General features: G+C 69.9%; 21 protein-coding genes and 1 other RNA gene. 8 read left to right on the plus strand and 14 right to left on the minus strand.

The features are described from left to right. Positions 1-50 precede the first annotated feature (50 nt). Complete coding sequence (locus CIW48_RS14960) at positions 51-581, plus strand: DUF1465 family protein (RefSeq protein WP_149311482.1); 531 nt, start codon at positions 51-53, stop codon at positions 579-581. 52 nt (positions 582-633) lie between these two features. On the opposite strand, the gene CIW48_RS14965 is transcribed toward CIW48_RS14960, so the two are convergent. Next, positions 634-1,416 (minus strand): MetQ/NlpA family lipoprotein, encoded by a 783-nt coding sequence (locus tag CIW48_RS14965; protein WP_149311483.1) that lies wholly within the window; start codon positions 1,414-1,416, stop codon positions 634-636. 357 nt (positions 1,417-1,773) lie between these two features. After that, positions 1,774-2,022 (minus strand): 50S ribosomal protein L31, encoded by a 249-nt coding sequence (gene rpmE, locus CIW48_RS14970; protein ID WP_012322259.1) that lies wholly within the window; start codon positions 2,020-2,022, stop codon positions 1,774-1,776. Between the two features lie 240 nt (positions 2,023-2,262). Here rpmE and CIW48_RS14975 point away from each other — a divergent pair, with 240 nt between their 5' ends. Beyond that, entirely contained in the window at positions 2,263-4,107 is a 1,845-nt protein-coding gene (locus tag CIW48_RS14975) for an ABC transporter transmembrane domain-containing protein (protein WP_149311484.1), read from the plus strand. A 143-nt stretch (positions 4,108-4,250) separates the two neighbouring features. Here CIW48_RS14975 and CIW48_RS14980 read toward each other — a convergent pair whose 3' ends face one another. From CIW48_RS14980 to ssrS, 6 genes are all read right to left on the minus strand, one after another. Next, positions 4,251-4,733 carry a methyl-accepting chemotaxis protein gene (locus tag CIW48_RS14980; protein ID WP_149311485.1) on the minus strand — a complete coding sequence of 161 codons (483 nt, stop codon included), beginning with the start codon at positions 4,731-4,733 and terminating at the stop codon, positions 4,251-4,253. 282 nt (positions 4,734-5,015) lie between these two features. Then, the gene (locus tag CIW48_RS14985; protein WP_149311486.1) at positions 5,016-6,029 is read right to left on the minus strand and encodes a peptidoglycan -binding protein; all 1,014 of its coding nucleotides are present in this window, start codon (positions 6,027-6,029) and stop codon (positions 5,016-5,018) included. Continuing rightward, positions 6,029-7,015, minus strand: coding sequence for a MotA/TolQ/ExbB proton channel family protein (locus CIW48_RS14990; protein WP_149311487.1), 987 nt, complete (start codon positions 7,013-7,015; stop codon positions 6,029-6,031). The genes CIW48_RS14985 and CIW48_RS14990 overlap by 1 nt, the downstream gene beginning before the upstream one ends. 203 nt (positions 7,016-7,218) lie before the next feature. Further along, complete coding sequence (locus CIW48_RS14995) at positions 7,219-8,040, minus strand: TIGR00282 family metallophosphoesterase (protein WP_091787604.1); 822 nt, start codon at positions 8,038-8,040, stop codon at positions 7,219-7,221. 3 nt (positions 8,041-8,043) lie between these two features. Continuing rightward, on the minus strand, positions 8,044-8,664 hold the full coding sequence (locus tag CIW48_RS15000) for a 5-formyltetrahydrofolate cyclo-ligase (protein ID WP_149311488.1): 621 nt from the start codon (positions 8,662-8,664) through the stop codon (positions 8,044-8,046). Then, positions 8,654-8,810: non-coding RNA, 6S RNA (ssrS, locus tag CIW48_RS15005), on the minus strand. Before ssrS ends, CIW48_RS15000 begins: the two co-directional genes overlap by 11 nt. A 355-nt stretch (positions 8,811-9,165) precedes the next feature. Between ssrS and CIW48_RS15010 the strand changes: the two genes are divergently transcribed. Beyond that, entirely contained in the window at positions 9,166-11,271 is a 2,106-nt protein-coding gene (locus tag CIW48_RS15010) for an exopolysaccharide transport family protein (RefSeq protein WP_149311489.1), read from the plus strand. Next, positions 11,268-12,584 (plus strand): VpsF family polysaccharide biosynthesis protein, encoded by a 1,317-nt coding sequence (locus tag CIW48_RS15015; RefSeq protein ID WP_149311490.1) that lies wholly within the window; start codon positions 11,268-11,270, stop codon positions 12,582-12,584. Before CIW48_RS15010 ends, CIW48_RS15015 begins: the two co-directional genes overlap by 4 nt. 12 nt (positions 12,585-12,596) lie before the next feature. Here the strand turns inward: CIW48_RS15015 and CIW48_RS15020 are convergent, their stop codons facing one another. Together CIW48_RS15020 and CIW48_RS15025 are read right to left on the minus strand one after the other, a co-directional pair. Then, positions 12,597-13,844: a cellulase family glycosylhydrolase gene (locus tag CIW48_RS15020; protein WP_149311491.1), complete on the minus strand. Its 1,248-nt coding sequence runs from the start codon at positions 13,842-13,844 to the stop codon at positions 12,597-12,599. Beyond that, positions 13,838-15,016, minus strand: a complete 1,179-nt coding sequence (locus CIW48_RS15025) for a DUF1972 domain-containing protein (protein ID WP_149311492.1) — start codon at positions 15,014-15,016, stop codon at positions 13,838-13,840. Before CIW48_RS15025 ends, CIW48_RS15020 begins: the two co-directional genes overlap by 7 nt. Positions 15,017-15,329: 313 nt before the next feature. Here CIW48_RS15025 and CIW48_RS15030 point away from each other — a divergent pair, with 313 nt between their 5' ends. Further along, on the plus strand, positions 15,330-16,388 hold the full coding sequence (locus tag CIW48_RS15030) for a glycosyltransferase family 4 protein (protein ID WP_348645128.1): 1,059 nt from the start codon (positions 15,330-15,332) through the stop codon (positions 16,386-16,388). Positions 16,389-16,694: 306 nt separating this feature from the next. Next, positions 16,695-17,693: a GNAT family N-acetyltransferase gene (locus CIW48_RS15035; protein WP_149311493.1), complete on the plus strand. Its 999-nt coding sequence runs from the start codon at positions 16,695-16,697 to the stop codon at positions 17,691-17,693. An 18-nt stretch (positions 17,694-17,711) separates the two neighbouring features. Here CIW48_RS15035 and CIW48_RS15040 read toward each other — a convergent pair whose 3' ends face one another. Then, entirely contained in the window at positions 17,712-18,974 is a 1,263-nt protein-coding gene (locus tag CIW48_RS15040) for a hypothetical protein (protein WP_149311494.1), read from the minus strand. 206 nt (positions 18,975-19,180) lie between these two features. After that, positions 19,181-20,323 (minus strand): aminotransferase class V-fold PLP-dependent enzyme, encoded by a 1,143-nt coding sequence (locus CIW48_RS15045; RefSeq protein WP_149311495.1) that lies wholly within the window; start codon positions 20,321-20,323, stop codon positions 19,181-19,183. Between the two features lie 143 nt (positions 20,324-20,466). Here CIW48_RS15045 and glp point away from each other — a divergent pair, with 143 nt between their 5' ends. Beyond that, positions 20,467-21,717, plus strand: a complete 1,251-nt coding sequence (gene glp / locus CIW48_RS15050) for a gephyrin-like molybdotransferase Glp (RefSeq protein WP_149311496.1) — start codon at positions 20,467-20,469, stop codon at positions 21,715-21,717. Positions 21,718-21,783: 66 nt separating this feature from the next. Beyond that, positions 21,784-22,656: a 4-(cytidine 5'-diphospho)-2-C-methyl-D-erythritol kinase gene (locus CIW48_RS15055; protein WP_149311497.1), complete on the plus strand. Its 873-nt coding sequence runs from the start codon at positions 21,784-21,786 to the stop codon at positions 22,654-22,656. A gap of 19 nt (positions 22,657-22,675) precedes the next feature. On the opposite strand, the gene CIW48_RS15060 is transcribed toward CIW48_RS15055, so the two are convergent. Next, positions 22,676-23,158, minus strand: coding sequence for a hypothetical protein (locus tag CIW48_RS15060; RefSeq protein ID WP_149311498.1), 483 nt, complete (start codon positions 23,156-23,158; stop codon positions 22,676-22,678). Then, positions 23,155-24,972 (minus strand): chloride channel protein, encoded by a 1,818-nt coding sequence (locus CIW48_RS15065; protein WP_149311499.1) that lies wholly within the window; start codon positions 24,970-24,972, stop codon positions 23,155-23,157. Before CIW48_RS15065 ends, CIW48_RS15060 begins: the two co-directional genes overlap by 4 nt. Positions 24,973-25,008: the final 36 nt, after the last annotated feature.

Consider the following 25,008-nt stretch of genomic DNA (forward strand, 5'->3'; position numbering starts at 1 on the left):
GCGTCCCGGATCGGAACGAGCCGGGCCGTCGGACGGCACAGGAGAGGCAGATGAACGGCTTCGATGTCACATTCCGGGACGATCAGGACTGGGTCGATTTCGGCAGGTCCTACGTCAATTCGGAAGCCTTCAAGGCACTGTTCCGCGACGGGATGACCATGGTCGAGGAGACGGCCGCGTATCTCGACGGCGAAGGGCGAGACGAGTCGCGCCTCGTCTCCCGGGACGCGACGCTCAGCTACGCGGCCGAGAGCATGCGCCTGACCACGCTCTTGATGCAGATCGCCTCGTGGCTTCTGGTGCAGCGCGCGGTCGCTGAAGGCGAGATGACGCCGGCCGAGGCGCTCCAGGAGAAGCACCGGGTCAAGCTCGGAACGTCCGAGCCGCCGAAGCAGCAGGATTTCAACCTGCTGCCGATGCGCCTCCAGCAGCTGATCATCCGGGCGCGGCGGCTGCACAGCCGTATCCTGCACCTCGACGCTCTGATCGCCGAGGACCGACCGACCCCCACGCCCGTGGAGAGCCCGGTCGCCGCGCAGCAGGGCCTGCTGCGGATGGCGTTCCGGATGAGCGAGGGCTGAGCGGCGCCCCCGGGGCGCCGCCGCTCAGGGCCGGCGTGACCGGCCCCGACAATCAGAATGCCGGAAACTGGCCCGGGAACTGCTCCTTCAGGATCTGGCGGATCGCGTCATTCTGAAAGGCGTGGAGCAGCTTCGACACCCAGGGCGCCTTCGTGTCCGCCTCGCGGACGACGATGACGTTGTTGTAGGGATTGTCGACCTTGGACTCGATGGCGATGGAATCCTTGCCCGGGGTCAGGCCGGCATCGACGGCGTAGTTGGTGTTGATCACCGCGGCGTCGAGATCCTCAAGGCTGCGGGGCAGTTGCGCGGCGTCGACCTCCTGGAACTTCAGCCGCTTGGGATTGTCGACGACGTCGAACACCGTCGGCAGCAGGCCGACCCCGTCCTTCAGGCGGATCAGCTTCTCGGCCTGCAGCAGCAGCAGTGCCCGGCCGCCGTTCGACGGGTCGTTCGGGATCCCGACCAGCGCGCCGTCCTTCAGATCCCCGACGGCCTTGACCCGCTTGGAGTACAGGCCGATCGGCGTCACGATCGTCTCGCCGACGGGGACGATCTTGTAGCCGCGCGCCTTGATCTGGTTGGCGAGAAACGGCTTGTGCTGGAAGGCGTTAGCGTCGAGGTCGCCGGAGTGGAGCGCCTCGTTCGGCAGCAGGTAGTCGGAGAACACCACCAGGTTGATGTCGAGCCCGTCGCGGGCCGCGATCTCCTTGGCCTTCGCCCAGAGGACTTCGGCATCCCCGCCCATGATGCCGACCTTGATCTTGTCCGCGGCCACGGCCGGCGCGGCGGCCAGAGCGATCATGGCGAAAACCAACAGCAGCAAACGTCTCATCGTCTCTCGATCCTATCAGTACATCCGAAGAGCGCCGCCCCCCGGACAGGCAGGGGCGCCCGCGCGCCCGCCGCGGCTTCCGAACGAACCGCGGGTGACCGGAGAAGGATACGACGTCCCAGCCGCGCTTTGAATGAATCGGCAACGGCCGGGCCCGGCCATGGAGGCCGCGAGCGCCGCCCGCACGAGAAGAAGCGTTTCCGCCCGCGTGCATGGACGCGCGCTTCGCGCGATCTTTGCAAACGTGTCCTGTGGATAACGAGCGCTGCCTCTGCCGCGCGAGGCGACGCACGAAAAACGGGCGGTCCCGCGAGGAACCGCCCGTCTTGAACAGCTTCGACGCCGCAGCGGCTGCGCTCAGCGCTTGCCGAGATTGCCGAACCGCGAGTTGAAGCGCGACACCCGGCCGCCGCGATCGAGCATCTTCTGCTCGCCACCAGTCCAGGCCGGATGGGTCAGCGGATCGATATCGAGATTGAGGGTATCGCCCTCCTTCCCGTAGGTCGAACGGGTCTGGTACTCGGTACCATCCGTCATCACGACCTTGATGAAGTGGTAATCGGGGTGCTCGGTCCCCTTGGCCTTCGCGGCCGCGTCCTTCGCCATGACCTTGGTCCCTGTCTGGCACGCCGGCGGGAAGCGCAGGAGGCGCCGCCCGGCCCGGAATGCGGAAGATGTCACCGGTTGCACCGAACCATGGGTTCGTGGCAACGGCACGTCCAAGCCGACCGTGGTGGCGGCCCGCGGCCATTGAACACACGCAATCGGATGAGCGGCGGCCTATACCGCAGCCGCTCCCCGGTCACAAGCGCCGCGGACCGGGAGAACGATAACACGTGAGGCGTGATGGCCCGTAAGACCAAGGCGGCCGCAGACGGACGGCCCAGAGCCCCGCTGAGCGCCCTCCGGCCGCTCCTTCCCTTCGCCCTGCGCTACCGCGTGCGGATCGCCGCCGGCCTGATCGCCCTCGGTTGCGCCTCGGCCTCGACGCTGGTCGTGCCGATCGCCATGCGCCGGGTCATCGACCACGGCTTCACCGCCGACGGCTCGGGGGTGATCGATGCCTATTTCCTGGGCCTGCTCGGCGTCGTCACGGCCTTCGCGCTGTCGAGCGCCGCGCGCGTCTACACGGTCGTGACTTTGGGCGAGCGGGTGGTCGCGGACCTGCGCAGCGCCGTCTTCGCACGGCTGACCCTGCTGGACCCTGCCTTCTTCGACCGGGCGCAATCCGGCGAGATCGTCTCGCGGCTCACCGCGGACGCGACGCAGATCAAATCGGCCTTCGGCGTCTCGATCTCGATCCTGCTGCGCAACCTGTTCCTGTTCGTGGGCGCCACCGCCATGATGGTGGTGACCAGCCCGCGCCTGTCCGTGATGGTGCTGGCCGCGATCCCCGTCATCGTCTTCCCGCTGATCGTGTCAGGCCGCGGCGTGCGACGGCGCTCCCGGGCGGCCCAGGACCGGCTCGCCGAGGCCTCCGCGTACGCCGCCGAGGCAATCGGGGCGGTGCGGACCATGCAGGCCTTCGGCCGCTCGGCCTCGACGGCAGCCCGGTACGAGGCGGCTTCCGAAGACGCCTACGCGGCCGCACGCGCCTCGATCCGGGCCCGGGCGCTCCTCACCGGGGTCGCGATCTTCCTGATCTCGGCGTCCGTGGTCGGCGTGATGTGGTACGGCGCCCAGGGCGTCCTCAATCACACGATGACCGGCGGCGAACTCTCGCAATTCGTGCTCTACGCCGTGTTCGGCGCGGGCGCCCTCGGCCAACTCTCCGAGGTCTACGGCGACCTCGCGATGTCGGCCGGCGCGGCCGAGCGGCTCACCGAGATCCTCGCCACGGAACCCGCGATCCGCGTGCCGTCCCCGGCCCTGCCGCTGCCCGAGCCGGCGCGGGGGGCAGTGTCCTTCGAAGACGTGCGCTTCGCCTACCCGACGCGCCCGGAACATGCGGCCCTCGGCGGGCTGAGCTTCGCGGCCGCGCCCGGCGAACGCATCGCCATCGTGGGGCCCTCCGGAGCCGGCAAGTCGACGGTGTTCCAGTTGCTGCTGCGCTTCTATGATCCGCAGGGCGGCCGGATCTTGGTCGACGGGACCGATGTCGCCCAGGTCGACCCGGAGCGCTTCCGATCCCGCATCGCCCTGGTCCCGCAGGACCCGGTGGTATTTTCCGGCACGGTCACGGAGAACATCCGCTACGGCCGTCCGGAGGCCAGCGAGGCGGAGGTGCGGCGCGCGGCCGAACTCGCCAACGCACACGGCTTCGTCACGGCCCTGCCGCAGGGCTACGCGACGCAGGTGGGCGAGCGCGGCGTGACGCTCTCCGGCGGCCAGCGGCAGCGCATCGCCATCGCCCGGGCGATCCTCAAGGACGCGCCGATCCTGCTCCTCGACGAAGCAACCTCAGCTCTGGACGCCGAATCCGAGCGCGCCGTCCAGGCGGCCCTCGCCACCTTGATGCACGGCCGCACGACCCTGGTGATCGCCCATCGCCTCGCCACGATCCGCGCCGCGGACCGCATCCTGGTGCTCGACGACGGCCGCATCGTCGAGACCGGAACCCACGAGAGCCTGCTCGCGCAGGGCGCGCTCTACGCTCAGCTCGCGAATCTGCAGTTTACCGATGCGCTGGACGAGACGGCGCGAGGCAAGGAACCCCGCAGCCGGGGTGAGCGTCTGCCGGCCGCGGAATAGCCAAGCCTCGTTCGGACAGTCCCCGGGCTGCGGCGTCGCCCCGGGCCAGGGCGGCGGAACCCACGGCGGGCGGCCACGCGCCCTCCGGGTCGAACCGCGCGATTGCCTGGCCGCTCAGGCCCCTCGGGACGAACAGCGCCGCGTCAGGCGGCAGAGATCTGTTCGGCTCTGCGGTTCTCTCGGACGGACGCACCCTGCGCCCGCTCCGCAGCGGCCTGGATCAGCCCGACCTGTGCGACGATTGTCTCGGTCGCCCGCGCCATTTGCCCGGCCAGATCTCTGACCTCCGCGGCGGCGGCCGCAAAGCTCCGGCCTTCGCCGCCATCGCGGGCCGCCTCAATCGCGGCCCGAAGCGCCATCAGGCTCGTCTGCCCGGCAATGCCGGCAAGCAGACCGGTCGCCTCATCGGCTGCCAGCTGACTCGGACGCGCACCGGTCGCGCCCGCGGCCAAGCGCATCAGACCGTCTTCGAACACCTGCACGGCCGCCGCGATGGCACGCGTCTCGCCCGCGTGATCGCCGAGTTCCCGATGGCGCAGGGCCGACTGAAGACCCGCAGCCGCGCCCTCGGAACGATCCGCGGTCTCGGGCCCAGCCGGCTTCTTGGACACGTTGAGATTCGACATCGATGGCATACTCCCCGAATCTCCCGCACCCTGCGTCGTCAAGGATAACGACAGGTTAAAGCGGCATGCCGGCCAAGAACCACGTTGAGATCCGAAATTTTTGAGAAAAATTTTCGACGGAATTCACAGATAGCAGCAGAAATACCGTCGAAATACACGACGATCTGGCAATCAGTCAGATCGACATCCATCAAGACTTAAATCGATTGATGACGATCGGGAGGCTTCGGCCTTTTCTCCGCCGCCAGCCGGCACCACCGCCGCCGGGGTGGTCACCCGCCCCTACCGTTCGGTGAGCTTCATCTCGATCCGGCGGTTGCGGGCATAGGCTTCCTCGCTGGCACCAGCCTCGAGAGGCTGGAACTCGCCGAACGCGCCCGCGAGGAGATGCTGCGGCGGGATCCCCTTGCCGGCGAGGTACTGCACAACCGCGATGGCGCGCGCCGCAGAGAGCGACCAGTTCGACGGGAATTGCGACGTGCTGATCGGGCGCGCGTCGGTGTGCCCGTCGACGCGCAGCACCCAGGGTAGATCCGCCGGGATCTGCTTGGCGAGATCCGAGACCGCCCCGGCGATGCGGTCGAGTTCCGGTCCGGCCTCAGGCTTGAGGGTCGCGGAACCGCCCGGAAACAGCACCTCGGATTGCAGCACGAAGCGGTCGCCCACCACCCGGATATCGGGCCTGTTGCCGAGGATCTGGCGCAGGCGGCCGAAGAAGTCGGACCGGTAGCGGGCCAGTTCCTGAACCTTCTGTGCCAGGGCGACGTTCAGCCGGCTGCCGAGTTCGGCGATCCGGGCCTGGGATTCCCTGTCGCGGTTTTCGGAGGCCGCCAGCGCATCCTCTAGGGCGGCGAGCTGACGGCGCATGGCGCTGATCTGCTCGTTCAGAAGGTCGATTTGGGACTGCGCCCGCTTGGTTGCGCCGCGCTCAGCCTCCAGCTGCTTGTCGAGGGTGCCCGCCGCACCCTGGCTGACGGTCGCGGCCTCCGCCTGCACCTTGGCCCGGTCGCGCTCCGCCTCGACGCCGGCCAGCGTCGTGCGGAGGTTTCGCACGTCCTCCTCTTGGTTGCGGCGGTTCGTCCGCTCCAGGGCGAGCAGGTCGGTGAGGTCGGCGATCTGGCGGTTGAGCTTGGCCAGAGTCTCATCGCGGCCGGTCAGCTCCTGCGACAGGAAGAACTGGCCGACGACGAAAACCGTGAGCAGGAAGACCACCGAGAGAAGCAGCGTCGCCAGCGCGTCAACGTAGCCGGGCCAGACGTTGAGCGTGCGCCGGGTCCGTGTCGCCGTGGAAGCCACTAGACGCGCTCCCTGCCCAGCCGGTCGAGCACCTGCTTCAGCTCGCGCTCACGACTCGCCTGCGCCTCCACCCAGTCGCGGATCATCTGCTGCTCGGCGCGCATGTGCTGGACGAGGCCCTGGATGCCCTCCGCGAGATTGGTCATCGCCTGCGTGGCCGCACGGCTGCCGCCGCCCTCGGCCACCAGGGCAGTCAGACGGTCGATCGCCTCCTTCAGTTCCTGCGTGCCGGCGGCCGGCCGCACCGCCACGGCCGTCGCGGCCGTTGCGGCCTCGGGGGCGGTCGCGCCGGACATCAGCCAGTCCTGCAACTCGTTGTGGAACCGCGCATGGGCTTGGCCGGCCTGCAGTTCCAGGAAGCCCGTGATCAGTGACGAGGCAAGGCCGAACAGCGAGGCCGAGAAGGCCAGACCGATGCCTGAGAGCGGCACGGCGAGGCCGGATTTCAGCTCGTCGAACATCACGCCGGCATCGCCGCCGCCGCGCATACCCTTGATCACGCCCCCGACCGCCGACAACGTATCGATCAGCCCCCAGAAGGTCCCGAGCAGGCCGAGCAGGATCAGGATCCCGGCGATGTAGCGCAGGATCTCGCGGCCCTCGTCCAGGCGCACCGCGATCGTGTCCAGATAGCCGGTGGTACCCGGCAGGATGGCCCCATCGGCCCGGGCGGCGATCATCGGCGCCATCGGGGTCAGGAGGGCGGGCGCCTGCTTGACCTGCGCGCCGTTGGCGACGGCATTGACGTAGGCGGTCTCGCGGAAGAGCCTGACGACCTGCCCGAAGGCGATCAGGACGGCGATCAGCAGTACCCCGAGGATCAGACCGTTGAGCCCGGGGTTGGCCAGGAAGGCGGGGGTGATCTGCTTGAACAGGATGAAGGCGAGGAAGCCCACCAAGATCAAGAAGATGACCATGCGCCCGAGATAGATCCCGGGTTTCGCCAGCGGCCCATTTTTGTCGTCGCCGGTTTCTCGGGCGGCCATCGGTCGCTCTAGCCTGATCATACTACGCGGCAGCCGGCCATCGGCGCCCATCCGGGGCACTGTGGGGGTAGGTCCGCATGCGATCAAGTCTTGCGAAGGCAACCGCGAAGCTGTGCCCACCCTCATCGGGACGGGGTGTGCGCAAAAGGCTTAAACGCTCCGGCCCATGCTACCCCGAACCGGCAGCGGCTGAATCGAACGGGTCACTCATCCCAGAAATGCGGCGCACTCTCTTCCAGATTCGGCCCGAGGCGGAGCGCCGCGACGCGCGTGGCGAGGCCGCGCGCATCCGTTTCCACCGCGATGCCGCACAAGGTGCCCTCGCCGACGGCGACCTCCCAGCGTGCGCCCGGTGTCTTCTGGATCATACGGCGGATCGGCTCGTCCTTCTGCATGCCGATCACCGAGTCGTAATCGCCGCACATGCCGGCATCCGACATGTAGGCCGTGCCGCCGGGCAGGATCCGGTGGTCCGCAGTGGGCGTATGCGTGTGCGTGCCGACCACGAGGCTCGCCCGGCCGTCGAGGTAGTGACCGAAGGCCTGCTTCTCGCTCGTCGCTTCGGCGTGGACGTCGACGATCACGGCGTCAGCCGCCGCGCCGAGGGGGCAGGCGATGAGCTCGCGCTCCACCGCCGCGAAGGGGTCGTCCATCGCGTCGAGGAAGACGCGACCCATCACATTGACCACGAGGACGCGGGCACCGCCCTGGGTCTCAACCACCGTGGCGCCGCGGCCCGGCGTGCCGGGGGGATAGTTCGCCGGCCGCACCAGACGCGGCTGGCGAGCGATGAACACCATCGCCTCGCGCTGGTCGAAGCTGTGGTTGCCCAGCGTCACCGCATCGGCGCCGGCCTGGATCAGTTCGTCGCAGATGGTCTCCGAGATACCGAAGCCGCCGGCCGCGTTCTCGCCGTTGACCACCACGCAATCGAGGCGCCAGCGCTCGCGCAGGCGCGGCAGGTGCTCGCACACCACGGTGCGGCCCGAGCGCCCGACGACGTCGCCGAGGAAGAGCAGACGCATGGGTCAGGCGATCCTGTCGCAGCGGATCACGCCGTCTTCGGTGATCACGAACTGGAGGGGACGGTCATGCGGCTCGGCCGGCACACGCTCCACCTCCTGGGCGGCGAAGCCGATGCCAACGGTGAGAATCGGACGGCTCTTGGAGAGGCGCGCGATCGCGCCGTCATAGTAGCCGCGGCCGTATCCGATGCGTTGCCCGGACCGGTCGAAGGCGGCAAGGGGCACGATCAGCGCGTCGGGCTCGACCGGGGGCAGCGACGGGTCCGGCTCGCTGAGGCCGAACCGGCCGGCGGCCAGCGCGTCGCCCACACGCCATTCGCGAAACACCAAGCCATCCGGCGTCACGTGCGGCAGGGCCACGGCCTGAGAGCGGGCGCGCAGGCCCTCGACGGCGGGCCGGGGATCGACTTCGCTGCGGATCGGCCAGAAGGCTCCGACCAGACGGGCCTGCGCGAGTTCGGGCAGCGCGAGGAGCGCGCGCCCGATCGCCGCCGAGGCCGACTGCCGGACCGCGGGATCGAGGGCGTCGCGGGCACCGAGAGCTGCGCGACGCAATTTCGCCTTGCGGGCGACGTCCGGAGCCTCGGCGCCGGTCTTGGAAGGGGAATTCGGGTGCGGAGCCACGTGAGCCGTTGGAGGATCGATCCCGGGAAACCTACAGCGTAGGTGGGCGCCGTGTTGGCCAAGTCCAGGGACGAGGCCAGGGACAGCTCCCGAGGGAGTCGATAAGGCCCCGGGGATAGTGCTCCTGACGAACTCTGCAGCCCCGCCTCCGTCATGTAGCGGTCCCGGCACGATCCCGCCAGGGTCATGCGCACCAAAATCCGCAGGCCGCGGCATCGAGCCCGCGCGCCTCGTCCTTCGTCCGCGCCGCCGAAAGGGCTCGCACGCGGCGACGAATCCGCGTCGCGCGCCACGGACAGGCTGCAGCAACACGAGGAACTCGACGAAGGACGCGGGCACGGGAGCGCGCGCCGCGCGCAGAGTGTTTACCACGAACCCAGTCATAGCAGCCGTTAAGGCGCGGATCGCGGTCGCGATACATTGTCAGCAAACTGCGCGACTCTTGCAGTAGAGAAGGCGCCCGCGAGGGACCGACCAGGATTGAGACGACGGTGACCGATCGTGGCACAGATCGACAATAACATCGCTGTCGCGACATGGCTCGGACCCGTTCGCCCGGTGCATCCTGAGCGGCCGGGCCCGAACCGTCCGGACACCACGGCCGAGTTGGGCGACCTGTGGCGGATCCTGTGGCGGCGTAAGCGCCTGGTCTTCGGCACGGCGCTTCTGCTCGGGCTCATCGTTCTGGCCTACGCCCTGATTACGCCGTCGCTCTACACGGCCACGGGGCAGATCCTGATCGATCCTCGTGATCGTCAGGTCGTCACGAATGATGTCAATCCCGCCGCGCTGTCGCCAGATGGCGGCATCGCGCAGGTCGAGAGCCAAGTGAAGGTGATCGAGTCGGACGCCGTCCTGGGTCGTGCGGTCGATCAGGCCGGCCTCGAACGCCTACCGGGCTTCGGCGTGCCACAGGATAGCGCCGTCACTCGTGCCCTCGCGTCTCTCCGGGAGATGCTGACAGGACCGAAGGCAGAGCGGCAGGTCGATGCACACGGCCGGGCGCTGGACCAGTTGAGACGGCGCCTCGCGGTCAAGCGCGCCGACAAGGTCTTTGTCATCGACCTGGTGGTCACCACGACCGATCCCGATCTTTCGGCGCAGATCGTCAATGCCATCGCGAACGCCTATCTGACGGATCAGACCGAGGCCCGCTCGGACGCGGCCAAGCGCGCCGCAGGGGATCTGCGCGGGCGGCTCGACGAGTTGCGCAGCGCCGTCAACGCCGCCGACAAGAAGCTCGAGGATTACAAGGCCCGCAACGGCCTGATCGCCTCCAGCGGCCGGCTCGTGAACGAGCAGCAGCTCACCGACCTGAACGCGCGGCTGGTCGCCGCGCGGGCGCGGACCGCCGAGGCCAAGGCGCGCCTTCAGGGGATCCGGGACGCGCGTGGGCAGGCGATCGGATCCGGAGCGATGCCGGAGGCAGTTCAGTCCTCGGTGATCGACCGGCTGCGCGGCCAATACGCGGAACTTGCCGCCAAGGAAGCCGACCTGCGCACCAATCTTGGCGAGCGTCACCCGTTCATCGCCGCCGTGCGCACGCAGATGCAGGACGTCCGCCGACTGATCGATGCCGAGCTGAACCGCATCGCGGGCGCTGCCGAGACCGAATACCAACGTGCCCAGGCCAACGAGCGGACCCTCACGGGGGAACTGGAGCGCCTGCAGCGGCAAGCGGCGGTGAACGCCCAGTCGTCGGTGCAGCAGCGCGAACTGGAACGGGAGGTCGATGCGGCGCGCTCGGTCTACAACGCCTTCCTGGTCCGTGCCCGGGAGATCAAGCAGCAGACCAGCATCGACAGTTCGAATGCGCGGATCATCACCGCGGCCCGCCCGCCGCAGGATCCGAGCTGGCCGCCGCGGCTGATCCTGGTGGCCGCCGCCCTGGCGGGCGGCCTCGGCTTCGGTGCAGGCCTCGCGCTGACGCGCGAATACGTCGCGCCGACCGTGCTGTCGCCCCGTCAGCTGGAACGGCTGTCGAACGCCCCGGTCGTCGCGGTGCTGTCTGGTCTTCGGCAGGGTGGCGCGAACGCGACCGCCGCGAGCATGACGCTCGACCACCTCGCCGCGACCTCCGGCAGCCGCGGCCGCTCCCTGGCGCTGCTCGTGACTTCGGGCGAATCCGATGATGCAGAGCGGCGGGCCGTGATCGCCTTGCTCGCCGCAGTGGCGGTCGGCCGCGGCGACCGGGTCCTCCGTATCGATGCTGATCTGCGAGCCGACGGATCCGGCAGCGGCGGCCTGCTCGACGTGCTGCGCGGCGAGCAGAGCCTCAACGCCGTGACCCGGACCGACCCAGCCTCCGGTGCGCGCCTGATCGGACTCGGCGAGACCCAGAAGCCCCTGCGCGATGCGCTGACCCCCGCTAATGTCGAGCGCTTCATCGCGGGTGTGAAGGGCCGCTTCGACCTCGTACTCGTGGATGGCGGCGTGCTCACCGAGAACCTGCGGCTCGGCCCCCTGGCGGCGGCCGCCGACCGGCTGCTGCTCGTCGCCTGCAACGGCGCGACGCGCCAAAGCGACCTGATCGACCTCGTCGACACGTCGGAAGCCCTCGGCCGACCGATCTCCGGCTCTCTGCTCCTCAGCCGGCGTAAAGCATGAGGTCAATCCGGCAGACCGCCTACGCGCGCCGCCACGACGCCGCGGCGCGCCCGGGTCCGGTTCTGCGCGTCCTCCTGCGCTTGGAATCTGCAGCGCTCTCGGGCTGGGCCTTGCTCCTCGTCGGCGTCTCGGGCGGCCTCCTATGGGTGCTGGGCCTCAACTACGAGGGGGTCACCGGTTCGGCCGCCTCCAAGATCCACCCGGCCACCTATCTAGCGGTGATCCTGATTGGCTGGACCCTGATGCGGGCGGGCAATCCCGTGATCCCGGTGGCGGGCGCGCTGAACCGGCAGCCGGCGAGCGTGCTCCTGGCCGCCTGCGGCGTGCTGCTCCTCGCGCTGATCGCGGCGCGGGGCGGCGCAGGCCTCGCCGGCTCGATCGACACGTTCGTGCTCGCCGGCCTCGTCCCGATCCTGCTGTTGGATCGCGATGCCGCCACCCTCGGGCGGCTGGAGACCGTCTTCCACCTCGTGATGCTCGCCAACGCCCTTCTCGGCCTGTTCGAACTCGCGAGCGGCCAGCGCTTCTTCCCCTACCGGTTCGACGGCGTGGCGTTCGAATCCGACACCCGCTCGGCGGCGCTGCAGGGGCATCCCCTGGCCAATGCGACCATGACGGCGTGCTACATCCTGGCGCTCGCCAAAGGCGGCGGCCGGCTGGCACCGATGACGCGCGCCGCCGTGATCGGGCTCCAGCTGGTTGCTCTGGTCACGTTCGGCGGCCGCTCGGCCACCGTCACGACGCTGGTCCTCGGGGGCAGCGTCGGGCTCGTGGCCCTGAACCGCACACTGCGCACCGGGCGCGTCCCGCTGGCGGCGGCAGCCTGCGCCTGTTTCACCCTCACCCTGCTGCCGGTCCTGGTCGCCGTCCTGGCTACCGCCGGCTTCTTCGACACCTTGCTGGACCGGTTCGTCTCGGACGGCGGCAGCGCACAGGCCCGGGTCGACATGCTCACGGTGTTCGACGCGATCCCGTTCCGGCAACTCCTGCTCGCCCCCGACCTCCTGCAGGTGAACACCCTGCGCCGGATCTACGGACTCGAATGGGGTATCGAGAACTCGGTCATCTCGGCCGTGCTCTACCACGGCATCCTGGTCACGGGGGTGCTGGTGATCGCGGTGGGGCTCTACCTGGCGGAGATTGCCCGGGATTGCCGGCGCGGCGTCTGGCTGCCGATCCTGGCTTTCGTGATCCTCGTGAACACCTTCGAGGGTCTCGCCGGCAAGACCACCCTGCTAGCCAAGTTCGCCCTGATGCTCATCGTCCTGTTCCCGGCCGCAGCCGTGGCTGATCGTGGGCGAAGGGCCGCCTGATCGACAGCCGTTTCAGGCCCGGGTCCGGAGGCCGAGAGCGGCGATGAGGGCGGGATCGGCGACGTGCGCCTCGTCCATGAGGCCGAGGCCGTCGAACAGGTTCCAGAACGACCAGGCGAAGCGGTTCGTCTCGGCCGCCATCCGGACGTCGCGGATGTAGGCGGCCCGGTCCGCGGCCCGGGCGGCCGTGAAGCGGGCATCGGTGCGCAGGGCCCCGAACTCGCCCATCAGGATCAGCCCCGGCGCGATCCCGTAGAGTTCCGCCCAGGTGGCCACCGGCGCCATCGCGTCGGCGATGTAGGCGGGGCCCGGCACGGCCCCGAAATACTCGCGCAGCTTCGCCTCAATCACCGCGCGGTCGCGCGCCTTCTCGATCTGCGACACCGTGCGGTCGGCGTCCATGCGCGCCTGCACCGTCGCGAGCGTCTCGACGAGCGTACCGCGCGTGCCGGGCCAGGGCACCGCGGTGAGCCAGCGGTAGAACGGCTCCTCGGTGAGCCAGGTCGCCCCCTGGTGGGAGAACAGGTACGGCTCGTAGAAATGGAACGTGTAGAGCAGCGGCGCGAACCGCGCGAGCTTGGCCGGATCAAGGGCGGTCAGGCCGGCGACGAGGCTGCCGCAGGATCCCGTCGCCACCAGGGTGAGCGCCGGCGCGGCCGCCCGGGCTGCGATCAGAAGCTGGTCCTGTACCTGATTCCAGGCGAGCGCACCGCAGGCCTGCGGCGGCTCGTTCACCGGCTCCAGTGCAACCCGGTCCGGCCCCTTGCGGGCGCACAGGCGCGCGAGGTCGCCGACGAGGTCGCGATAGGCAGCCAACAGCGGCGCCTGGTCCGAGCCGTAGAACGCCTCTGGCGTGTAATGATGGGTCGCGGCATTCGCCTGGACATTGACTACGACGCGCAGCCCGGCTGCCAGGGCCGCATCGATGGCGGCCGACAGCCCGCTGAGGAGTTCGGCGCGCCGGGCACCGGTGAATGCCACGAATGGTCCGGGATCGAGGGGCAGCCGGACGAAATCGAAGCCGAGTTCGGCGAGGCGGCCCAGGTCCTGGAGCGTCGGTATCGGCCGGCCGGCCTGGAATGGCGGCCAGGCGTAGTCGGTCCGTGGCGGCGGGTACTCGGTCGTCAGCGAGAACCACGGCCAGACCGCGATACCCCGGCGCAGCGCAATCGGCGCGGGCGTACCTTGGACGGGACGTCCCCCCACACCTGCCAGCGCGAGGGCGCCGGCGAGTAGCGACCGCCGGTCGGGATCTACCATTCCGAACCGGCCGCGGCGCCGACGGTCGCGGCTCCGGCCGTCGGCGCTTGCGGTGCCGGCGGGTAGCCGCCGACCCGGCGCAGCGCGTTCTCGTAGGAGGCCAGCACGTCGTCCCAGCGGAACTGGTCGGCGCGAAGCCGCGCCGCCTTACGGGCTGTCGCGACCGCGGCCTTATCGGTGAGCACGCGCTCAATCGCATCGGCGCAGTTGCCCAGATCCGAGAAGTAGAACTGACCGTCGCCGGCCGTGCCTCGGTTGAAAGGATTGTCGTGGGCGATCACGGCGTTGCCCGCCCACAGCGCCTCCACCAGCGACGGGTTGGTGCCGCCGACGGTGTGCCCATGAAGGTAGGCGCGCGCATGAACCCGCAGGGCCTGGACCTGCTCGGGCTCGTAGATGGCGCCGGGGAAGAGCACCTCAGGCGAGGCGGCATCCTCCACGGCGCGATGATACGGATTGCCGACCTTCAACGTTCCGAGCACCACCAGCCGCACGCCCCGGGGGCGGCGCGAGAATGCCTCGACGAGCGTCAGGATGTTGTTGTCCGGCTCGATGCGGGCAATCGAGACGAGGTAGCGGTCGGGCTCAAGGCCGAGGGGCGGCGGTCCGGGGTCGGCCGGGGGTGGATCGCCCCCATATGGAATTGTCGCGATGGCGCCGCGCGGCCGCCGCAGGGCGAGATGGTCGGCGATGATGGGGTGGTCGGCCACGAGCCGCTGCGAAGACCACGCGGCGATCCACTCGCTGACGTAGAAGAAGGCGCGGACGGCCAGCGACCATTTCGGGCGGCGCCACTCGATCCCGTCCATGTTGGTGACGATCCGGCCGCCCCGCGCCCGCAGGTAGGGCAGGAACACGGCGCCGTTATAGCCGAGCACGAGGCAGACGCCGCCGCGGGCCGCCGCGTCGTGCGCACAGAGGGCGTCGAAGGCGAGCGTTGCGGCAGGGCCGCTGAGGCCAATCTCCACGCTGATCAGTTCGATGCCGTTCCACCAGCGCGTCGAAATACGCTCCCGCACCGTTTCGACATCCCGCTGACAGTACACGCCGACCTGCCAGCCACGTCCGGCCAAGTAAAGCGCGAGACGTTCAGCAAAAGTCTCGAAGCCACCGTGGGCCGCCGGGATCCCACGCGTGCCAAGGATTAGCAGTTTTGGTCGGCGGTCAGGCATCGGCCTTCCTTCCCAATTTAGGGCCCCTATTGCAAATCCCAAGCATACGGTTACAGTCACCGAGGTCGTAAACTCTAGGTTGTTCATATAGTACTGAAGTCATCGCATGGTTGATATTTCAAGAGTTCGAGTAGTTCCGGTCAACGACGGCGACCATTCTTGCGCAGTTGCGCCGGCCTCCGGCGGCGACGTTCCGCCGCGGTTGAGGATCACCTGTGTTCACCAGGGATTTGAGCTCTACGGCTCGGATCGCTGCTTCATCGAGACCGTCCGGACCATCCGGGCCGCTCATCCAGCTGCACGGATCGACGTGGTGCTGCCGCAGAGTGGTCCGATCGTGGCCGCGCTTGAACCCTATGCCAGCACCATTGTGATCGCGCCGCTCTGGATTTTGCGGCGCAAGAACCTGGCGCGCCTCGCCACCCTCGGACTGATCGCTCTGCCCATCGCGGTTGTTCGGGCGTTGCGTCGCCTCCGCGCGAGCGACCTCGTCTACATCAACACCACCGTGGTGGCGGATTATCTGCTGGCCGCCCGGCTGGCGCCGGGCCGGAGCATCGTGCACGTCCATGAGATCCCGGAAGGCGCTGTGCTGAAGGTTCTGCGCGGGCTGATCCGTTGGAGCGGTGCCAATGTGGTGTTCAACTCGCGCGCGACCGAACGGGCCTACGCGATGCCTCCCGGGACGATCGCCCGGGTCGTCTATAACGGTATCGCGGGACCGACTGAGCCGAACCAAAGCGCGTATGACGGCTCCCGCCCGCTCCGGGTGCTGATGCTTGGCCGGATCAGCCGGATCAAGGGACAAGACGTTCTGGTGGAGGCGCTGGCCTCGTTACCGGAGACCGTGCGCCGGCAAATCGCGCTGCGCATCGTCGGCAGCGCCTTCGAGGACGAAGCCCGCGAGCGGGCGCTGCTGAACCGGATCGCTGAAGCCGGCCTCACCGCTCAGGTCACGCTCGAGCCGTTCGTAGCCGACCCCGCGGCGCTCTACCGCTGGGCCGACGTGGTGACGATGCCGTCGCAACGGCCCGAGTCTCTCGGGCGCGTGGCGATCGAGGCGATGTCCTACGGCGTGCCACCGCTCGTGACGGCGGTCGGTGGCCTCCCCGAGGTGGTGGAGGCCGGGAAGACGGGCTGGATCGTTCCGCCGGGCGGGCCGGAGCCGATCGCCGCTTTGCTCGCGGAGCTGGTTGCCCATCCGGCGCACTGGCGCGATTTCGGCCGGGCGGCACGGGCGCGCTACGAGAGCCTGTTCTCCGAAGCCTCGGCGGCCGAGGGCATCGACGCCATGGTTCGAACGACGCTGCACCCTCCGCAGGGGACGGATCCGTCGCCCATTGCAAAGGCTTCGGCTGGCCCAGGCACGTAGGAGCACGCTGCGCCGGTTATGCGTCGGATCCGATCCAGTGGCGCAGCCTGTTTCAAGAACGAGATGCCGCCGCCGCGGCTGCTGCGATCCCTCCCGACCGAGGCCAGCCTTCGACCTGTGTCGTCCGTGACCCAGCGCCGCGGCCGTCCCATTTCCCGCAGAGTCCACGACAGGGGGACGGAGACCCCATTCCGCACCGCGACGGTCACCCTGTGGATGAGCGCCGGCGCGAGGATGCAATGCGGCGGTGCCTGACCGATGAGGCAGGCACCGCGGATAACCGGCCCGGGCAGGACGAGGAGCGACATGGCGGCCAAACTCGCAGTTCAGGAGACTGCGGATGCCCGGGACTGGGATCGACGGATCTGGGCTTGCCCGGGTGCCAACATTTATTGCGGCAGCCCCTGGGGCGCCTACAAGGCGCGGCGCGGCCTGGACGTGCGGCGCGCGGTCGTGAGCGGCGACGGTGCAGACCTCGCCTTCATCCAGTGGCAGACACGCCGCAAGGGTCCTGCGCGCTTCATCCACGTCCAGGGCGGACCGCTGCTGACAGAGGCAGGCGCGCACCGCGCGGAGGCGGTGTTCGCCGCCTTCATCGACCATCTCGCGCTCGGTCGGCTCGACATCCTCGCCATCGACTACGAGCAGTTCGAGAGTCGGGACGCGACGCTCGCGCTGCTGATGCACGGTTTCACCCCGGTGATCGGCGCACACGACCACACCCTCGAACTCGACCTGAATCAGGATCTCGATGCCATCCAGGCCGGTATGGAGCCGCGCTGGCGCAAGGCCCTGCGCAAAGCCGAGCGCAACACCGATGTGACGACGCATTTCCTGGAAGACAGAGCCGAGCGCCTGTCGGCCTTCGACGATTTCACCGCGATGTTCGCAGCCCTGCGCGAGCGCAAGGGTTTTGCCACGACGCTGCAGCCGCAGGCCTACCGGGAGATCGCGGCCGAGGATGAGCACCTGCTCTTCCTCGACGTCCGGGAGAAGGGGGAGCGCATCCTCGTGCGGATCGCGCACCTGTCGGAGACGCGATGCACGGATTTCTATACCGCCTCGAACGAGCGGGCGCGCGCGACGAGCGCCGCGACCCTCGCGGTCTGGCGCTTCGTGGAGCGTGCGAAGGCCGAGGGCTGCCGGGTCTTCGATTTTGGCGGCATCGATCCGGCCGTGAACAGACCCGTCTTCGACTTCAAGCGCGGACTCTGTACCAACGTCGTCCAGCACAACCCGCTGTGGGTCTACGGCACGTCGCCCGCTCTGCGGAAGCTGGCGCCGGTCCTGCTCTCGCTCCGCTGAGCGCGGAAGCCGGTTCCGTCACAGGACGCCGGCGGGCCGGGCCGATCTCGGATGCCGCGCCAATGTCCGAAAGGCCGAGACCGACCAGACCAGCGTCGCCACCTCGGAGGCCAGCAGGCCGAGGAGCGCCGTGGCGGGGGGCAGCAGCAGCAGGGCCGGGACCATCACGGCCATGCCGAGGGCGGCGCTCGCCACCGCGCCCGCCGTGATCGTCCGGAACGCCGCCGAGGCCTCCAGATAGGCCCGCGGGATCGCGTAGAGGAGCGACACGGTCACCACGGCCCACACGCCGAGCCCGATCCAGCCCATCGGCTGCTCGGCGAACCGGCCCTTGAACAGGATGTCCTCGATCAGCGGCAAGGCGGCCGCCATCAGCGCGCCATAGGCGAGACAGGCGCTGCCGAGCAGGATGCCGTTGCGGATGACGAGCCGGCGTGCGGCGTCGATCTGACCGGCCGCGATCTGGCGGCTGATCTCCGGCAGGATCATGTTCAGCAGCGCGCTCGCGGGGATGCGCAGCGGCGCGTAGAGCACGATCGTGGCGGCGATCGGAGCATAGGCGGCCGGCCCGGCCAAGAGAGCCAGCAGCAGCGTCAGTCCCTGCCCTTGCACGGTCAGGCTGGTGACACCCGCCAGTGACCAAGCCAGCGTCCGCCAGATAGCCCGGTAACGGGCCCGCGCACGCGGATGGAGGGAGAAGCGAATCCGCTCGCGGAGCGCCCCATAAGCTACGGTGATCGCGATCGCGTGCGCGAGCGCAATCGCCATGAAGGCCCGATCGAGGAGGGCTGTGCCCTGCCCGTTCAACCAACAGGCGACCAGGGCGACCCCGCAGACCGCGTAGGCCAGATCGCTGAGGCCGGCGATCCGCGGCCGGCCGCGGGCGAGGAGCACGATCCGCAGGTAGCTGCGGAAGGCGTAGAGGCCCACGAAGGCGCCGGCCGCAAACGCGCCGAGGCCGATCACCGGGATGAGCACCGAGCCGACGCCGGTCGCCATCATACCCGAGACGAGCACCGCCCCCGAGCCGAACATCACATCGTAGCCGAGCGCGGCAGGCCGGCCCAGGCTCCGGGCGACATGGATCGTCGCTGGGACCGCGACCAGGGCCCGGATGTAGGTGATGCCGACCGCCCCGGCCGCGAAGACGATGGCGAACAACCCGTAATCGTGTGCTCCGAGTTCGCGCACCAGCAGGATGTTGAGGAGGAAGTGGAACAGGCTCTGGATCAGCTCGCCCGAGAGGATCACGGCGAACCGCCCGGAAAGGACGGCGCGCATCGGTCCGGGCAGACGGATGCGGCTAGTACCGGGGATCCGGGCCCGATCACCCGGACGCAGCATCCAATGAGGCATGTGGGTGTGGGTAGTCTCCGTGTGGGGAGGCAGTCAGCGCCCCGGTAGCGTCACCTAGAGCCGGCGGGCGGCGGCGACATCCGCATTCCCCCGTCCCGTGCCTATTCCGGAATGTTCGTTTCCGGACCGTCTCAGGTGACACCCCGGAGGGCGATGCCCAGTGCGGCAATGCAGCGCGCGAGGTCATCGTCATTCGCCCAAACATGCGGGCTGATGCGTAGCGCGCCGGATCGCTCGCTCACGAAGACGTTGTCCCGACGCAGCCGGTCGGCGAGGTTGACCGGCAGACCCGCAGGCGGCCGCAATCCGAGGATGTGCGGCGCACGCAAGGGAGCCGGCGCTGGCATCAAGGCGAGTTCGGCGGCCCCATCCGCCAAGTAGTCCGTCAGCCCCCGCAGCCGGGCTGCGATGGCCGGAACGCCCCATTCGGTGATCTGCTCCAGTCCGGCCACGGCCATGAACAGAGCGACCGGGTCGTAGAGTTCGCCCCGGTCATAGCGGCGCGCGCCGACGGCTGGCGGCCGGTTCCCGACATTCTCCTCGATAGCGGTCCCGTCCTGCCTGTGCGGCGCGGCGTAGAGGAAGGCGAGGCCGTAGGGCCCAAGGGCCCATTTGTAGGTCGGGAAGGCCAGGAAATCGGGGCGCCACCGGGCGACGCTCACCGGAATGGCGCCGACAGCCTGCGTGGCGTCGATCACCAGGGCCGCCCCCTCCGCGTGGACCAGGGGTGCGAGCCGGTCGAGGTCGATGAGGCTGCCATCGGTCCAATGCAGCGGCGTCAAGGTGGCGAGGGCGAGCGGCGCGGCACCCGGACGGGTGATCGCGGCCGCGACCGCTTCGGTCCAGTCCCCGTCCGGGGGGCGCGGCACCTCCTCCACCACGAGTCCCTGCCGGCCGGCGAGCCGGTCGAAAGCGAAGCGCAGGGATGGGAACTCGTCGGCGACGCGCAACAGGCGGCCGCCTGGCCTCGGGTTCAGGTTGTGCGCGGCCACCGACATGGCGTGACTGACCGCACCGACGATCGCAATATCGTCCGCGCTGGCACCGATCAGCCCGCCGGCCGCCGCGCGCGCCCGCTCGGCCCAGGCCGGAACCGCCGAGCGCGGATGAGCCCAGGGGCGGCTCTTGACCAGGATGCCCGCCTCGCCGGCTGCCCGTACGGACCGCGGCAGGGGCGACCAAGCCGCGGCGTCGAGGTAGCTGACGTCGGCGGGCACCTCGAAAAGGTGACGCTGGCACGGGAGTGCGGTGACGACGGATTCGGTGAACGCCATAATGCGCAGAAGCGTAGAGGATCGGATCCGCCACGACCACGGCTCGGGCTTGATCGCACGGCGCCGATGCCGCAAGCCGGCACGTCCCAGCCAGCGAGGCCGCCCGTGCCGACCCGCCCGCCCCCGTCTGAGCCAGCATCGCCATGGGCCGCGTGAGCCCCGAGTGCTTCGACGCCGCATCCGCCCCCATGCGGGTCGCCGATGCGGTGGCGCTGATCCGGGCGCGGCTCCCGATCCTGTCCGGCCACGAATCGGTCCCGCTCGGGGAGGCGGATGGCCGCATCCTTGCGGAGGACGTGGTCGCGCCGCTCGATCTGCCGCCCTTCGACAACGCCGCTGTCGACGGCTACGCCCTTCGCGCCGCTGACCTTGCGGCCGCAGGCGAGACCCGGCTGATCCTCGGCGGGCGCGTGCCCGCCGGCCATCCGGCGGCCGATCCCGATCCGGGCGCGGCAGTGCGGATCTTCACCGGCGCGCCCATGCCGGCGGGAACCGACACGGTCGCCATGCAGGAGGACTTGCGCGTCGATGGCGGCAGCGTCGTCCTGCCCGCGGGTTTGGTGCCGGGCTCCAACCGCCGACGAGCAGGCGAGGATATCGCCCGTGGCAGCACGGTGATCCGCGCCGGGACCCGGCTCGGGCTGCAGCACATCGCGCTCGCCGCCGCCTGCGGCCTGCCCGCCCTGACCCTGCGGACACCCCTGAGGGTGGCGCTGTTCTCCACCGGCGACGAGCTGACGCCGGCCGGCCAGCCCCTGCCGCCGGCCGGCATTTTCGACGCCAACCGGCCGATGCTCGCCGCGCTGCTGAGACGGCTCGGCGCCGTGCCCATCGATCTCGGCATCCTGCGCGACGAGCCCGGGCCGCTGCAGGCGCGCATCGTGGCCGCCGCGGCTTCCCACGACCTGATCCTGACATCGGGGGGCGTCTCCGTCGGCGAGGAGGATCACGTCCGCGCGGCGGTCGAGGCCTCGGGAGACCTGACCTTCTGGCGGCTGGCGATCAAGCCGGGCCGGCCGGTCGCGCTCGGGACCGTGGCCGGGACCCCCTTCATCGGCCTGCCCGGCAATCCGGCCGCCGCCTACGTGATCGCCCTTGCAGTGCTCCGTCCCTTGGTCCTCCATCTCTCGGGCGCACGCGATACGGCAGCCGAGATGGTGGTGCGCAGCGGCTTCGCCCGCGAGAAGCGTCCCGGACGGCGCGAGTACCTGAGCGTCTGCCTGCGTGCCGGTTCGGACGGTCTGCCCGAGGCGATTCCGGCGCCTGGCGGCGCTCTGTCGGGCCTCGCGGCGAGTGACGGGCTGGTGGAACTCGCGGAGGACGTGACCGCGATCCGCGTGGGCGACGCCCTGCCGTACCGACCGCATGGGGCCTTCGGCGGCGCGGCCAGCTGAGCTGTTGTTCCGGGCCGTGAGCCTGTAGAGCCTCGGTACACACTGCCACGACCCCTCCGAGACCCAGTGACCCTGCTCGCCGATCGCGCCCCCGCCAAGGTCAACCTCACGCTGCACGTCCTCGGCCGCCGCGCCGGCGACGGCTATCACGCGCTCGAGAGCCTCGTCGCCTTCGCGGGGACCGCCGATCGCCTGACGCTGGACGCCAGTGCCCCGCTCGGCCTGACCGTTACCGGCCCCACCGCCGGCCCGGCCGGCCCCACGGACGACAACCTCGTCCTCCGGGCTGCCCGAGGGCTTGCCGAGCGGGTGCCGGGCCTGCGCCTGGGCGCGTTCCATCTGGTGAAGCGCTTGCCGGTCGCGGCCGGGATCGGCGGCGGCTCCTCCGACGCCGCCGCGGCCCTGCGTCTGTTGGCGCGCCTCAATGGGCTGCCCCTCGATCACACCGCCCTCGGCGCGGTTGCGCGGGAGACCGGAGCCGACGTGCCGGTCTGCCTCGATCCTCGCGCCCGGATGATGCGCGGGGCGGGCGAGACGATCGGTCCGGCCCTCGGGCTCGCGCCGCTGCCGGCGGTGCTGATCAATCCCGGCGTTCCGGTTCCCACAGCACCGGTCTTCAAGGCGCTGGGCCTCGTCGTCGGCCAGGATCTCGCCGGCGCGCCGCATCCGGCGATCCGCAGCGATATGGCCACCGCGTCGCTGCTGGAAACCCTTGCGGAGGCGCGCAACGATCTCGAAGCGCCAGCGCTGACGGTGGCGCCCGTCATCGGCGACGTGCTGGCCGCCCTCCGCGCCCAGGGCTGCGGGCTCGCGCGGATGTCGGGCTCCGGTGCGACGGTGTTCGCGTTGTTCGCCGACCGGCGAGCTGCCGTCCGGGCCGCTGGTACCCTGCGGGCAGCCCATCCCGGATGGTGGGTGGCGCCAACCCTCCTGCGTTGAGCAGAGCGGCAAGCCGCGTTCAGCTGGGTTCCGCTTCGTAGACCGTGACGACGCCGTTGCCCTCCGGCACCATCACGCGCCAGTGGCGGGCCCGCGGCAGGTCCCCGAGATCGAGCGCGCTGGCCCGGCCGCTCCCGACATCGAAGGTCGCCAGCCGGCCCGATCCGTCCCGGCCGCACAGATAGGCGCTGCCGTCGCCCAGATGGAGCGCGGCCGGATCGAGCGCGGCTCGGCCGAGGGCGATGTCGGAGAGTGCACCGCTGGGCGCCAGGACGGCGCCCCGCAGAGCCAGCACATCGGCATCGAGGGCGACATCCGACAGGATCCGCAGGTGGCCGTCGGCGTCGTCACGCCGGTTCAGGAGCAGGGCCTCCCGTCGCCCGTCGCGCAGGACGACGAGGGCGAGATCCGGCCCGTCCGCGCCTGCGATCAGGTAACAGCTGCCCGGACCGAGCCGGTCGAGGCGGGAGGGCCACCCGGGAAAGCGCAGGTCCATGGTCATGCTTCCATCCGTGCGCGGCGCGCGCTTCGCCTGCTCCGATAGAACGCACGGCGCTCGGCTTCCGCCCGCACCACGGTGGCGCGCACCTGGAGCAGATCCTTGCGCGTCAACAAGCCCACGAGGCCGCCGCTCCGCGGATCGGTGACCGGCAGGCGTCCCTGTCCGGCCGACAGCATCACGTCGATGGCGTGCGAGACCACGTCGCCCGGATGGACCACCGCCAGATCGGCGTCCGAGACGCGCTCGCCGAGGGTGCCCTCCGCCACCGTGCCGTCGCGCTCTTCCAGGGTCCAGCGCAGGGCGTCGTTGCGCGAGACGAGTCCCACCGGCCGGCCCGCGCCGTCGACGACCGGGTAGGCATGGTGAAGACCGGTCTCGATGGCGGCGAGCGCCTCGGCCAGGGGCAGATCCGCATCCAGCGTCTCGACCGTCCGGGTCATCACCGCCTCGACCCGCGCCAGATCGTAGGGATCGATCCCGTATTCCCGGGTGACGTGCTGCCCGCGCCGGGCGATCTTTTCCGTGAGAATCGAGCGTTTCAGGAGCAGGACGGTCACCGCGTAGGCCGCCATGGTGGCGGCGAGCAGGGGCGCCAGCGCGGCGACGTCGCCCGTCACCTCGACGGCGAAGACGACGCCGGTCAGCGGCGCAGGCAGCGTGCCGCCGAGCATCGCCGCCATACCGATCAGCGCCCAGAATCCGTGGGCGCCCGGCAGGAGGAGCCCGATCAGCCAGCCGACGGCGCCACCGAGGATCAGCAGGGGCGCCAGCACGCCACCGGATGTGCCCGACGACAGGGCGGCGAGCCAGATCACCGCCTTCACCAACAGGATCGTCACGACGGCGCTCACCAGCATGTGGCCGGAGAGCAGGTCGTGGATGACGTCGTATCCGACGCCGAGCGCCCGGGGTTCCACGAGGCCGCCCAGGCCGACCACGAGGGCGCCGATGGCGGGCCACCACATCCAATGCACGGGAAGCCGCCCGAAGCCGTCCTCCAGCGCGTAGAGCGCCCGTGTCAGCGCACCCGAGATCAGGCCGCAGGCGACGCCGAGCAGGGCGCAGGCGGGAAGCCCCCACCAGGGAAGGGCGGGATTATCGGCGAAAGGAAAGAGCGGGCCGGCGCCGAACAGCGCGGGCCGCCAGCAGGCAGCCGTCACCGCCCCGACGGTCACCGGGACGAGACTGCGTGGCCGCCACTCGAACAGCAGGACCTCGACGGCAAGCAGCACGGCCGCCACGGGCGTTCCGAAGATGGCGGTCATGCCTGCGGCGGCACCCGCCACCAGCAGGGTCTTCCGCTCGGCAGCGCTCAGATGGAAGAACTGGGCGAACAGCGAGCCGACCGCGCCGCCCGTCACGATGATGGGTCCCTCGGCGCCAAACGGGCCGCCCGTGCCGATCGCCACCGCCGAGGACAGCGGTTTGAGCACGGCGACCTTGGGCGACATCCGGCTACCGCCGATCAGGATCGCCTCCATCGCCTCCGGGATTCCGTGGCCACGGATCTTCTCTGATCCGTAGCGCGCCATGGCGCCGACGATCAGCGCGCCGATGACCGGTATCGCCACCATCCAGGGTCCCGGCGTTGCGCCGGCTAGGGAGGTCAGGGCTGTGTCGAACCGGCCGTACCACGCGAGATTGGTCACGAGGCCGATGAGCGTGAGCAGGATCCAGGCGGTGGCGCTCGCGGCGCTGCCGGTCACGACTGCCATGCCGGCCAGGTGCAGCACACGTCGATCCGCGCTGAAATCCCCCAATGCCTGACGCAGCGGCCTGCCGCCCTCGCCCCCGCTCCCAGTCCCGCCGATCATCCAAGACTCCTTTCCTCAGGGCGGCTATTTATGTCG

The sequence above is a fragment of the Methylobacterium sp. P1-11 genome (assembly GCF_008329595.1).
Lineage (GTDB): Bacteria > Pseudomonadota > Alphaproteobacteria > Rhizobiales > Beijerinckiaceae > Methylobacterium.